This is a genomic window from Nonomuraea sp. B1E8 (assembly GCF_039871515.1).
Classification (GTDB): domain Bacteria; phylum Actinomycetota; class Actinomycetes; order Streptosporangiales; family Streptosporangiaceae; genus Nonomuraea.
The window spans coordinates 272,209-284,525 of record NZ_JBDPLS010000003.1; the positions used below are offsets into that span (position 1 = coordinate 272,209).

Genomic DNA, 12,317 nt, shown 5'->3' on the forward strand with positions numbered 1-12,317 from the left:
ACCTCCCTCAGCCACGCGTGCGACGCCTTCGGGGTGCGGCGCTGCGTCGCGATGTCCACGTGGACGAGGCCGAAGCGCTGGTGGTAGCCCTCGGCCCCGCTCGAAGTCGTCCGGCAGCGGCCAGACGAGGTAGCCGCGCACGTCGACGCCCTCGGCCAAGGCCCGCCGCATCGCCTCGATGTGGTCCCGCAGGAAGGCGACGCGCCCCCTTCTCGCTCACGTCACCGAGCCACGGTAATGGACCTTTTCTGCCGGTAATAGGACAGGATGGTGACCATGACGAGTACCTTGCGCCGCCGTCCCGCCCAGCGCCGCAGCGTGGAACGGGTGGAACGGATGCTCGACGAGTGCGCGCTCCTGCTCGACGAGGTCGGCTACGACGCGCTGACCACGAAGGAGGTCGCCCGCCGGGCCGAGGTGCCGATCGGTACCTTCTACCAGTTCTTCCACGACAAGCAGGGCCTGGTGCGGGCGCTGGCCAGGCGCAACCTGGAGGCCTTCCTCGGGCGCATCACCGAACGCGTCGCGACGGCCGACCTCTCGCACTGGACCGGCCTCGTCGACCTGGCCGTCGACGAGTTCGTCGACATGAAGCGCACGACTCCCGGGTTCTCGGTGATGGACTTCGGCGAGGTGCTGGTCACCGCGGGCGGGCCGGTGGCGGGCAGCAAGCAGGCGCTCGACGGCACCCACGAGAACAACGCGGTGGTGGCCGACCGGCTGCGCAGGCTCACCCTCGAACTCCTGGACGCGCCCGTCGGCCCCGGCCTGGACCGGGCGCTGCTGGTGGCGGTCGAGGCCACGGACGCGGTGCTCAAACTGGCCTTCAGGACCGATCCTCACGGCGACGCGAGACTGATCGCCGAGTGCAAGCAACTCGTCCACCGCTACCTCGCCGACCACCTTCCTTAGCCGCCTCGCCGCGGGGACTGCGCGCGGCCGGTCAGGCGGGGGCGTCCAGGCGGGCGCGGACGTCCTGGTCCAGCTTGAGGTCGGCGGCTCCGATGGCCTCCTCGAGCTGGGCCATCGTCGTGACGCCGACGATGGGGACGATGCCGCCGGCCATCAGCCAGGCGAGGACGACCTGGTTCGGGGTCGCGCCCAGCTCCTTGGCGACCTCGTGGAGCACGGCCAGGCGCCGGGTCGTGCCCGAATGATCGTACATTTCGGGAATGGGGCGGTCAGCGCGCGTGTACGCGCCGAACATCAGCGTGTTGTACGCCCACAACGTCATGTCCGGCTCGGCGGCCAGGTAGTCGAAGGTCTCGTCGGAGGCCAGCGTGTGCCCCGACTCCGCCGGCCTGGTGAGCGGCCGGGGCCGCAGGTACGTGTGCCGGAGCTGCACGTGGGTGTAGGCGATCCAGCCGTTCGCGGCGGAGACGCTCCTGGCCCGTTCGAGCCGCCAGGTCGCGATGTTGCTCGCCCCCGCCGCGCGGATCTTGCCCTGCCGGGCCAGCTCGTCGAACGCCCCCATGGTCTCCTCCAGCGGGACGGAGCGGTCCTCGATGTGCGACCAGTAGAGGTCGATGCGGTCGGTCCCGAGCCTGCTGAGGCTGCCTTCCGCGGCCCTGGCGACGACCGGGGCGGACAGGCCCTCGGCCGAGTCGAGGGTGGTGTCGCCGGGGACGGAGGGCCGGGCGCCGGCCTTCGTACTGATGAAGATCTCGTCGCGGTTGCCCCGCGCGGCCAGCCACTTGCCGATGGCCAGCTCGCTCTCGTCGCCCGTGCGGCCCTCCACCCAGAACGGGTAGTTGTTGGCCGTGTCGAGCATGGTGCCGCCGGCCTCGTGGAACCGGTCGAGAAGGGCGAAGGTGTCCCGCAGGCCGACGGTCGTGCCGAACGGAATCGTGCCGATGGCGATGTTCATGGGGCTGACTCTGCGAGCTGGAGCGCACTCCATGTCAAGCCCTGCGCCGACCGGTTGACCTGGAGTGCGCTCCAGGTGGGATGCTTGGGCGCGTGGAGCAGCGTCACGAGCGAACGCCGCCGGCGGAGGAGAGCACATGAGCGTGTACACACCCGCCCAGGTCGTGCAGGAAACCGGCTTCAGCATCGACACCCTGCGCTATTACGAGAAGATCGGCCTGCTGGAGCGCGTCGACAGGAACGCGGCCGGGCAACGCCGGTTCAGCCAGGAGGACATCGGCTGGCTGGGCACGCTGCGCTGCCTGCGCGACACGGGCATGCCCATCGCCCAGATGCTCCGCTTCGCCGAGCTCGTACGCGCGGGCGACCACACGATCCCCGACCGCATCAAGCTTCTGGAGGAGCACGACGACCAGGTGCGGGCGCAGATCGCGAACCTCGGCGAGCGGCAGAGCTACATCCGAAACAAGATTTCCTACTACCGCAGCCTCATCTAGCCGGGCCTTTGCGCCCCGGTTGGTAGACCGAAGGGCATGGCATCGTGGGCGCGGCGGATCGACACCCCGCTCCGCCGCGTCGCCAGGGCGTGCGCGGCCATGCTGTTCGTGCTGCTGGCGCACGTGACGCTCGTCCAGGCGTTCGGCTCGCACACGCTCAACGCCGACCCCAGGAACGAGCGGCCCCTGATCGCCAGGTTCGAACGCCCGCGCGGCGACATCCTCACCTACGAGGGCACGCCCGTCGCCGTCAGCCGCCCGACCGGCCATGGCCCGTACCTCTACCGGCGGGTCTACCGGCACGGCGCGGTGTACGCGCCCGTCACCGGGCACGTCTCCCTGTCGGGCTCGACCGGCATCGAACACGCGCAGGACGCGGTGCTGTCCGGCGACGACGCCAAGGTGAGGGTGCAGTCGCTGGTCAGGGACGGTGCCGTGGAGGGAGCCGACGTCCGGCTGACGATCAGCGAGCGGGCGCAGTGGGCGGCGTACCAGAGCCTCAAGGCGACCGGGGTCCCCGGCGCGGCGGTGGCCATCAGCCCGGCGACGGGGGCGATCCTGGCGCTGGCCAGCTACCCGAGCCACGACCCGAACGCCCTGACGACCTTCGACCCTGACCGGCTCGCCGAGACGGCCAGGCGGTTCCGAGACGCTCCGTCGCGGCCGATGGCGAACAGGGCGCTGCACCGGCTGTATCCGCCCGGGTCCACGTTCAAGCTGGTCACCACGGCGGCGGCGCTGGCCTCCGGCGAGTACACCCCGTCGACCGTGGTGGACGCGCCCGCCCGCCTGCGCCTGCCCGGCACCCCCATGTACGTGGACAACGGCGAGCGCTGCGCGCAGGAACGGCCGACGCTCGCGTACGCGTTCATGGCGTCGTGCGACACCGCGTTCGCCGGCATCGGGCTCCAGCTCGGGCAGGACCTGCTGCGGGACCAGGCCGAAGCCTTCGGGTTCAACGCGACGGATCTGACGATCCCGCTGGGCACGACGCCGAGCCGCTATCCGGTCGCCATGGACCGGGCGCGGACCGCGCTGTCCGCGATCGGCCGCCACGACGACCGGGTGACGCCGCTGATGCTGGCCATGTTGTCGGCGGCCGTGGCCAACAACGGGGTGCTGATGCGGCCGTACCTGGTGGAGGAGCAGCGGCTGGCGGACGGCTCGGTGATCGGCCGGGCCGACCCCGCGCCCTACCGCACGGCCCTGTCGCCCGTGCTGGCGCGGTATCTCGCGGCGATGATGACGACGGTCACGCACGCGGGCGGCCCGGCGGCCATCCCCGGGGTGGAGGTGGCCGCCAAGTCCGACACCTCCGAGAGGGGCATGGTCGCCGGCGATCACGCGCTGGTGACGGCGTTCGCGCCGGCGGACGCGCCGGAGGTGGCGGTGGGGGTGGTGCTGGAGAACCCCGGCCACCGGGCGGGCGCGGTGGGCGACGTGGCACGAGCGGTGATCGAGGCGGCCCTGGCGTGACGGCACCGCCCGGCTCCGGGGCAAGTGATCGGTAAGCGCCGTTCAACCACGGCACCTTACGGTGCGGGCATGCCCAACATCGGTATATACGAGCTCGTCTTCGTCTTCCTCATCCCCTTCGCGGCTCTCTGGGTCGTCATCTACACCGCCGTACGGGCGGCGATCCGCCACAGCAGGTGACACTCCGGCCGGCGCGCGAAGAAAGCGGCCGACCCGGGTCAGCGGTAGGCGGTGGCCTGCAGGGTGTAGAGGTCGGCGTAGAGGCCGTTGAGTGACATGAGGGTGTCGTGGTCGCCGTGTTCGGTGACCGTGCCGCGGTCGAGGACGTAGATGCGGTCGGCGTAACGGACGCTGGCCAGGCGGTGGGTGATGAGCAGGACGGTGCGGCCGTCGGCGTGGGTGCGGATGCGTTCGAAGAGGGCGTGTTCGGCGCGGGCGTCGAGGGCGGCGGTGGGTTCGTCGCAGATGAGCAGGGCGGCGTCGCGGTGGAAGCCGCGGGCCACGGCGATGCGCTGCCATTGGCCGCCGGACAGTTCGCAGCCGTCTTCGAAGCGGCGGTCGAGCAGGGTGCGGTAGCCGTGGGGCAGGCGGGCGATGACCTCGTCGGCGCCGGCGACGGCGGCGGCTTCGTGCAGGGCCTGCTCGCCTTTGCCGGTGCCCATGGTGATGTTGTAGCGGGCGGCCAGGGGCCAGCGGGTGTGGTCCTGGGCGATGACGGCGGTGCGGGTGCGGAGCTGGTCGGGGTCGACCTGGCGCAGGTCGGTGTCGTCCCACAGGACGGTGCCCGTGCCGGGTTCGTACAGGCCGGAAAGGATCTTGGCGAGGGTGGTCTTGCCGGAGCCGTTCTCGCCGACGAAGGCGACGATCTCGCCCTGTTTGATCTCGACGGACACCTCGCGCAGGGCCGGCTCCTCCGCACCGGGGTAGGTGAAGGTGACCTTGTCGGCCACGATGCGCTCGAAGGCCGGCGGCATCGGAGCTCGGCGCTCGCCGGACACGCGGCCTTCCGCCTGCGCGCAGAAGTCCAGGAAGTCGGTGAAGTAGAGGCCCTCCTCATAGAGCTGGTTGGTGGCGTACATCAGATTGCTCAGCGAGGTCTGGCCGGAGCGGATCGCGAGCACCGCGGTGCCCGCGACCGCCAGCGGGATCGCGGCCACGGCCAGCAGGATGCCGAGGGCGACGTAGACCAGCGCGGCGCCGAGCCCGCCGAGGGCCTCCCCGGCCAGCCTGGCCATGGTCTGCCGCCGGGCCAGCCGGAGCATGACGTCCTGCTCGGCCGTGGCCACGGCGTCGTACATGCGCAGCAGGAAACCGCGCATCGTGAACGAGCGCACCTCCGCCGCGGGCTCCCGCTCGGCCAGCAGCTCGGCGATGATCCACTTGCGGCGGGCGGCGGGGATGAGGGAGTAGAGGGTGCTGTAGCGCATCCTGGCGCTGCGCACCGCGGCCCAGGCGTCGGGCCCTCGCTGAAGAGCGCCGTCAGCACGCCGGTCGTGGCCAGCAGGCCGAACGCGGTGAAGACGCCGCCCAGCAGGTTGAGCGTGACGGTCGCCACGGTGTCGCGGGGGCTGGCCCGCCAGGCCATGCGCAGTGCCTCGACCACGAGGGAGGGCAGGCGCCTGGCGATGGTCAGGAAGCCGACCTCCGCCATCTTGTCGGTGTGGGCGTGCCAGTCGGAGAAGGAGATCTCCCCGAGTTCCAGCGGCTCGTCGGCCATAGTCACGATTGTGCCCGCGGGCAGCCATACTTCTCATGAACTTGGCTGTGGGCGCGGGACGTAGTTGGTGACACACTCACAGTGATGCTGCGATTCGCTTATCTCACCAACCTGCCGGCCGAGTCGAACACGTTCGTGGGCCGGGAGTCCGACGTGGACGAGCTTGTCCAGCTGATGCGCGTTTCGCGGGCGGTGACGCTGTGCGGGGCGGGCGGCATCGGCAAGACCAGGCTGGCCCTGCGGCTCGCGGCGCGGGTGGCCCCCCTCCACGCGTGCGGCGTGTGCCTGGTCGAGCTGGCCGACCTGGGAGAGGGCGAGGTCAGAGCGCACGTGGCGGCGTCGCTGGGCCTCGCGGGCGACCCGGGCACGCTGATCGGCGGCCGGCGTGTGCTGCTGCTGCTCGACAACTGCGAGCCCGTGATCGGCGAGTGCGCCGAGCTCTGCCGCGACCTGCTCGGCTCATGTCCCGGACTCACCATCCTGGCCACCAGCAGGGAGCCGCTGCGCGTCCCTGGGGAGACGGTCTGGCGGGTTCCGCCGCTGTCGATCGACGGCGAGGGCAGCGAGGCCGTACGGCTGTTCGCGGCCAGGGCGGCCGCCGCCAGGCCCGGCTTCGAGCTGACCGCCGACACATTGCCGCAGGTCGTGACGTTGTGCCGGGCCCTCGACGGGCTGCCGCTGGCGATCGAGCTGGCCGCCGCCATGGTCAGGGTGCTGTCCGTACGCCAGCTCGTGGAGCGGGTCGACGACCGGTTCCGGCTCCTGGCGGGCGGCCCGCGGACGGCTCCCGCGCGGCACAGGACGCTCAGGGCGGCGGTCGACTGGAGCTACCGGCTGCTCAGCCCGCAGGAACGGGTGCTGCTGCGCCGCACGCCCGTTTTCCGCTCCGGGTGGACGCTCGACCTGGCCGAACGCGTCTGTTCCGGCCCCGGCCTGCCCGAGGAGGAGGTGCTGCCCCGGCTGTGCGACCTGGTCGACAAGTCGCTGGTGGTGCTCGACGGCGAGATCGCCGGGCAGGCGCGTTACCGGCTGCTGGAGACGGTTCGCCAATACGCGCTCGAACAACTCGCCGAGTCGGGGGAGGAGACCGAGCTGCGGCACCGCCACCTGAAGGCGCTGGCCGGGATGGCGGCCGGGTTCCGGCGGGCGGTGGCGCCGGAGCGGCGCATGTCGTGGGCGGCGGTGGAGCGTTACATCAACCTGTTCGACGGGCTCAAGGCCGAGGTCGCCGCGGCCTGCGACTGGTCGATCTCCACCGGGGCGCCGGAGGCCGCGCTCACCATGCTGACCGACGTGCGCTTCCTGCTGACCGGCTGCGGGCGCAAGCTCGACGTGGCCGACCGGCTCGACCGGCTGCTGGCCATCGACGCCCCGCGGGTGCCGCCCGCGCTGCGCGGGCAGGCCACGATCCTGCGCGGCGAGCTGGCCCTGACGGCGGGTGACAGGGAGTCCGGCCTGCGATGGGTCCGTGCCGGGCTGGCCGCGTGCGCGACCGTCCACGACACGTACGGCGTGGCCGCCGGCCTGATCGTGCTGGCCTGGCTGACCGGCGATCAGGACATGCCGGCCCGGGCGCTGGATGCGGCCAGGCAGTCCGGCGACCGCGTCCTGGAGTCGCTGGCCCACAGCGCCAGGGCGGTCTCGGCCCTGCGGCAGGGCCGGCTGCGCGAGGCGCGGCGCGCGTACGGCGAGGTCCTGGCGATCAACGAGGAGCTCGACAACCACGTCGGGCGCTCGTCCGGCCACATCGGCCTCGGGCGGGTGGCCAGGGAGACGGGCGACCTCGCCGTGGCCAAGCGGCACTACGAGTCGGCGCTGAGCCTCATCGGGCACATCGACGCCAGGCAGCAGAAGGTGAGCGGCCTGGCCGGGCTGGGCGGTGTGGCGCTCGACCAGGGAGACCTGACGACGGCCAGGGCCATGCTCACCGAGGCGCTGGTGCTCAGCCGCGACGCCGGGCTGTCCTGCGGCATCGCCAGACGGCTGGAGGCGTGGGCGAGCCTGGTCACGGCCGAGGGCGACCACCGGCTCGGGGTGCTGCTGATCGCGGCCTCCGTGGCGCTGCGCGGCCGCCAGCCCGATGCGCGCACCGAGAACGTCCTGCGCCCCGCGCGGGCGCTCCTCGGCGACGAGACGGTGGCCGTGCTCTGGGCCGAGGGCGCGAAGATGACGGCCGACCAGGCGGTGTCCTGCGCGCTCGACGGCACCCGGCCCGACCCGTCGGCGGCGATGTTCGTCCCGGTCGTCCAGGAGAGCAGGCTCACGGCCAGGGAACGCGAGATCGCCGAGCTGGTCGCGAGAGGGCTCAGCAACCGGGCGATCGCCGACGAGCTGGTCATCAGCCCGGCGACCGCCGCCCGCCACGTGGCGAACATCCTGTCGAAGCTGGGCTTCTCCACGCGTACACAGATCGCCGCATGGATGATCGGCAGCCGTTGAGCTTCTACACATGGCCGCGCCGGGCGTCTACATCGTCGAATGGCCATGTCAGAGCATGTGCGGGGGTGCCCTGAGGGCTTACCGTTCGAACGCGGGGCTTGCCTCGCGTGCGGTCGTCACGTGTCCGTGGCGGCCGGGCCTCCTCGGAGGGGTGGCGGTCCGGTCGTGGGGCGCGTGACCGCGGGCTCGAGCCGCGCAGGGCTCGGGCCCGCCCGAATAATGCACATCGGCCTACATACATCGGCGGATGCCGTGCCGGTTCGGGCGGTCGTACGTTGTCCACCATGAAGCCCTCGGCCTCGACGACCGGCACCGTGATCCACGAGGTCTTCCGGCTGGCCTACGGGCGTGGTGACCGGCCGGCGCTCGTCGACGTGCGGGGCGGTCGCGTCTACGGCTACCGCGAGCTGGTGACCGAGGTGACCAGGGCGGCTTCGGGCCTGGTGTGCAGGGGCGCGCGGCGCGATCAGGTGGTGGGCGTGCACGTCTCGACGGCGGGCGCGCAGACGCTGGCCGTGCACACGGTGCTGGCCGCGGGTGGGGTGGCGGCGCCCATCGATCCCTCGCTCGGGGCGTACGAACTGGCCGCGTGGTTGCGGGAGTGCGACGCGCGCACCCTGGTCACCACGCCGGATCTGGCGGCGACGGCGGTGCGCGCGGCCGAGCGCTCCCGGGTGCGGCAGATCGTCTCGCTGGGCGCGGCGGTCGACACGATCGACTTCAGCGAGCTGGTCGCGCTCGCGCCGACCGCGCTGCCGGTGCTCGACGCCAGGCGCCAGACCGCGCTCCTGCCTGCCGGCGGCAGGCGGTTGTCGCACGCGGACCTGCTGGCCAGGATGGCCGAGCTCGACCGGCCCGTACGCCTGACCGAGTCGGACGTGGTGCTGGCCACGTGGACTCCCGGCGGCGGTTGCGACCTGCCGGCCCTGATCGCGCTGGGCGTGTCGAAGGGGGCGACGGTGGTCGCCGCGCACGGCGACGACCTGACAGGCGGCCATGGTTTCAGCGTCACGGTGGTGTCGGGTCCTGATGGCGTGCTGAGGCGCGCCTGAGCCAGATATGCGGACCTGTTACCCGCTCTCCCTTGACGGCGTGGCGGGGAAAGTGGGTTGATAGCCGTTGTTGACAACGTTGTCAAGGATCACCTGCTTCGGGGGGCTTCGAAGGGATGGTGTGCGATGCGACGATGGTTGGTGGCCGCCTCGATCACGATGGTGAGCGTGCTGAGCCTGACGGCCTGCGGCGGTGGCGGCGGCGAGCAGACGGCACAGTCGCCCTCCGCCGACAGCGGCGGGAAACAGCAGGTTGAGGTTTTCTCCTGGTGGACGGGTCCGGGTGAGGCCGACGGCCTCGCCGCGATGCGGAAGATCTTCGAGGAGAAAAACCCGACATATACCTTCTTCGACGCGGCGGTGGCGGGTGGCTCCGGCGACAAGGCCAAGGCCCTGCTCCAGTCGAAACTCCAGGCGAGCACCCCTCCTGACACCTTCCAGGGCCACGCGGGCGCCGAGCTGCAGGGCTACATCAAGGCCGGCAACCTGGAGGACCTGACCTCGCTCTACGACGAGCTGAAGCTCAAGGAGGTCTTCCCCGCCCAGTTGGTCGAGCAGATCAGCGTGGATGGCAAGATCTACTCGGTGCCGGTGAACATCCACCGGTCCAACGTCCTGTGGTTCAACCCGGCGGTGCTCAAGGAGGCCGGGGTGGCAGGGGCGCCCAAGACGATCGAGGAGTTCGTCGCGGCCCTGGAGAAGGTCAAGGCCAAGGGCAAGATCCCGCTGTCGATCGGCTCCGAGTGGACCGTCACCCACCTGCTGGAGAGCGTGCTGCTCGGCTCGCTGGGCACCGACGCCTACAACGCCCTGTTCAAGCCGGGCGCCGACTGGAACAGCCCGCAGGTGACCACGGCCCTGCAGAACTTCGCCAAGATCATGGAGTACGCGGGCGACCCCCAGGACGACTGGCAGCCCGCGGCCAAGCAGGTCGCCGACGGCGAGGCCGCCTTCAACATCATGGGCGACTGGGCCTACGGCTACTTCCACAACCCCCCGGAGGGCGGCCTGGGCAAGAAGTCGAAGACCGACTTCGACTGGGCGCCCGCTCCCGGCACCGAGGGCACGTACCTGTGGTTGTCCGACAGCTTCACCCTGCCCAAGGGCGCGAAGAACCGTGACGGGGCGCTGGCCTGGCTGAAGGTCGCGGCCAGCAAGGAGGGCCAGGACGCCTTCAACCCCTTGAAAGGCTCCATCCCCGCACGCAAGGACGCCGACGAGTCGCTCTACACCGACTACCTGGCCGACGCGCTGGAGGACTGGTCGAGCAACAAGCTCGCCGGGTCGATCCAGCACGGTGTGGCGGTGAACCAGCCGTGGCTGGCCGCGATCAACGAGCAGGTCGGCCTGTTCCTCGGCACCAAGGACGTCAAGGCCCTGCAGCAGGGGCTGGCCGACGCGGCCACGGCCAACGCGCAGTAGCCGGTCCAGGAGATGAGCCGGTAGGAGAACCACGCGACGGGCCCGGCAGGCCGCCGCCCCCGGCGGCCTGCCGCGTCCGTGGGAGGGATTGCTTGTGAGGCGGGCGCGCACGTGGCTGCCCGGGCTCCTCCTCGTCACGCCGTCGATCATCCTGATCGGCGTCTTCGTGTACGGCATGCTCGGCTGGAACTTCCGGCTGGCCATGACGGACAAGCACGATGAGGTGTCCGAGGGCGAGTTCGTGGGGCTGCGGAACTTCATCGACATCTGGGACCAGGCCCGATGGCACCTGTCGGTCCGGCACGCGATCGTGTTCACGGTCGTGTTCGTGCTCGGGGCGCTGGTGCTCGGGTGGCTGCTGGCGTTCCTCATGGAGAAGGGCATCAGGGGCGAGGGGACGTTCCGGGCGATCTACCTGTTCCCGATGGCCATCTCGTTCGTCGCGACCGGGATCGTGTGGCGGTGGCTGATGAACTCGGGGACGGATGAGCGGGCGGTGGGGCTCAACCGGCTGTTCGACGCGATCGGGTTGCCGCAGTGGCAGTGGTTCCGGGATCCGGATTGGGGCATGGCGGCGATGGCGCTGCCGGCCATCTGGCAGATGTCCGGATATGTCATGGCGTTGTTCCTGGCCGGTTTCCGCGGCGTGCCCGAGGAACTGCGCGAGGCGGCCCGCGTCGACGGCTGCACCGAGTGGGGCGTCTACCGGCACGTCGTGCTGCCCCTGCTCAGGCCGGTGACCCTCTCCGCGCTGATCATCCTGGGGCACATCTCGCTCAAGGCCTTCGACCTGATCGTCGCGGTGTCCGGCAAGCAGATCATCACCGACGTGCCCGCGGTGTTCATGTGGGTGGCGGTCTTCGACTCCCACGATCCCGCGAAGGGGGCCACGATCGCCTCCTACATCGTCCTCAGCGTGGCGATCTTCGTGATCCCGTACCTGATCTGGTCCGTGCGTAAGGAGAGGCGCCAATGACAGCGGTGAGTGCCGGGCGGAGGAGCACGGCGTTCGCCTGGACGCGGTTCGGCGTGCTGCTCGCCTTCGTGGTGGTCTTCCTCATCCCGATCTACGTCCTGCTGGTCACCAGCTTCAAGCCGCTCACCGAGGCGGACCCCAGCCAGGCCTGGAACCTGCCGCAGACGTGGACGACCGAGGCGTGGCAGGTGGCCTGGGACAAGCTCGCCCCAGGGTTGTGGAACAGCGTGCTGCTGGCCGTGCCCGGCTCGCTGCTGTCGTGCGCGCTGGGCTCCATGAACGGCTACGTGCTGTCCAAGTGGCGCTTCCCCGGCGCGGACGTGCTGTTCACCCTGTTCCTGTTCGGCATGTTCATCCCGTACCAGGGTGTGATGATCCCGCTGGTGCAGCTGCTCGTCGGGCTGAACGACCTGACCGGGCTGCAGGGCGTCTTCTACGGCGGCATCCCCGGGCTGGTGCTGGCCCACGTCGTCTACGGCATCCCGATCTGCACGCTGATCTTCCGCAACTACTACGTCACGATTCCCGACGAGCTCATCGAGGCGTCGCGGGTGGACGGCGCGGGCATGTTGCGGACGTACTGGTCGGTGGTGCTGCCGGTGTCGGCGCCCGCGATCGCGGTGGTCGTCATCTGGCAGTTCACCTCGCTCTGGAACGACTTCCTGTTCGCCGTGTTCCTGACCGGGCCGACGAGCTGGCCGGCGACTGTGATGCTGAACAACATCGCGGGCGCCCAGGCCACCCCGTACAGCCAGCAGATGGCGGCGGCCATCCTCTCGTCCATCCCGACGATGCTGATCTACGTCCTGCTCGGCCGGTTCTTCATGCGCGGGCTCATGGCGGGCGCGCTCAAGGGTTAGCCCTCAAGGAGT

The 12,317-nt window shown here is 70.7% G+C and carries 10 protein-coding genes and 1 pseudogene; 8 read left to right on the top strand and 3 right to left on the bottom strand.

Annotation, left to right across the window (positions count from 1 at the left end; genetic code table 11):
- Nucleotides 1–2 precede the first annotated feature (2 nt).
- Nucleotides 3–204 (bottom strand): annotated as a pseudogene (locus ABGA98_RS13425) (family 1 glycosylhydrolase); the annotation flags it as partial.
- Nucleotides 205–276: 72 nt separating this feature from the next.
- On the opposite strand from ABGA98_RS13425, the gene ABGA98_RS13430 reads away from it, so the two are divergent.
- Nucleotides 277–912, top strand: a complete 636-nt coding sequence (locus tag ABGA98_RS13430; RefSeq protein ID WP_347618568.1) for a TetR family transcriptional regulator — start codon at nucleotides 277–279, stop codon at nucleotides 910–912.
- Nucleotides 913–943: 31 nt separating this feature from the next.
- Here ABGA98_RS13430 and ABGA98_RS13435 read toward each other — a convergent pair whose 3' ends face one another.
- A complete protein-coding gene (locus tag ABGA98_RS13435) occupies nucleotides 944–1,867 on the bottom strand; it encodes an aldo/keto reductase (protein WP_347618569.1) in 924 nt (307 codons plus the stop codon).
- A gap of 136 nt (nucleotides 1,868–2,003) precedes the next feature.
- Between ABGA98_RS13435 and ABGA98_RS13440 the strand changes: the two genes are divergently transcribed.
- Entirely contained in the window at nucleotides 2,004–2,363 is a 360-nt protein-coding gene (locus ABGA98_RS13440) for a MerR family transcriptional regulator (RefSeq protein WP_347618570.1), read from the top strand.
- Nucleotides 2,364–2,399: 36 nt separating this feature from the next.
- Nucleotides 2,400–3,839, top strand: a complete 1,440-nt coding sequence (locus tag ABGA98_RS13445) for a penicillin-binding transpeptidase domain-containing protein (RefSeq protein WP_347618571.1) — start codon at nucleotides 2,400–2,402, stop codon at nucleotides 3,837–3,839.
- Between the two features lie 218 nt (nucleotides 3,840–4,057).
- Here ABGA98_RS13445 and ABGA98_RS13450 read toward each other — a convergent pair whose 3' ends face one another.
- Complete coding sequence (locus ABGA98_RS13450; protein WP_347618572.1) at nucleotides 4,058–5,266, bottom strand: ABC transporter ATP-binding protein; 1,209 nt, start codon at nucleotides 5,264–5,266, stop codon at nucleotides 4,058–4,060.
- Between the two features lie 374 nt (nucleotides 5,267–5,640).
- Here ABGA98_RS13450 and ABGA98_RS13455 point away from each other — a divergent pair, with 374 nt between their 5' ends.
- The 5 genes from ABGA98_RS13455 (at nucleotide 5,641) to ABGA98_RS13475 (ending at nucleotide 12,305) form a co-directional block, all read left to right on the top strand.
- Nucleotides 5,641–7,995 carry a LuxR C-terminal-related transcriptional regulator gene (locus ABGA98_RS13455; protein ID WP_347618573.1) on the top strand — a complete coding sequence of 785 codons (2,355 nt, stop codon included), beginning with the start codon at nucleotides 5,641–5,643 and terminating at the stop codon, nucleotides 7,993–7,995.
- Between the two features lie 284 nt (nucleotides 7,996–8,279).
- Nucleotides 8,280–9,047 carry an AMP-binding protein gene (locus ABGA98_RS13460; protein WP_347618574.1) on the top strand — a complete coding sequence of 256 codons (768 nt, stop codon included), beginning with the start codon at nucleotides 8,280–8,282 and terminating at the stop codon, nucleotides 9,045–9,047.
- 126 nt (nucleotides 9,048–9,173) lie between these two features.
- Nucleotides 9,174–10,469 (top strand): ABC transporter substrate-binding protein, encoded by a 1,296-nt coding sequence (locus ABGA98_RS13465; protein WP_347618575.1) that lies wholly within the window; start codon nucleotides 9,174–9,176, stop codon nucleotides 10,467–10,469.
- A 94-nt stretch (nucleotides 10,470–10,563) separates the two neighbouring features.
- Nucleotides 10,564–11,445 (top strand): sugar ABC transporter permease, encoded by an 882-nt coding sequence (locus tag ABGA98_RS13470; RefSeq protein WP_347618576.1) that lies wholly within the window; start codon nucleotides 10,564–10,566, stop codon nucleotides 11,443–11,445.
- Entirely contained in the window at nucleotides 11,442–12,305 is an 864-nt protein-coding gene (locus ABGA98_RS13475; RefSeq protein WP_347618577.1) for a carbohydrate ABC transporter permease, read from the top strand. Before ABGA98_RS13470 ends, ABGA98_RS13475 begins: the two co-directional genes overlap by 4 nt.
- Nucleotides 12,306–12,317 lie beyond the last annotated feature (12 nt).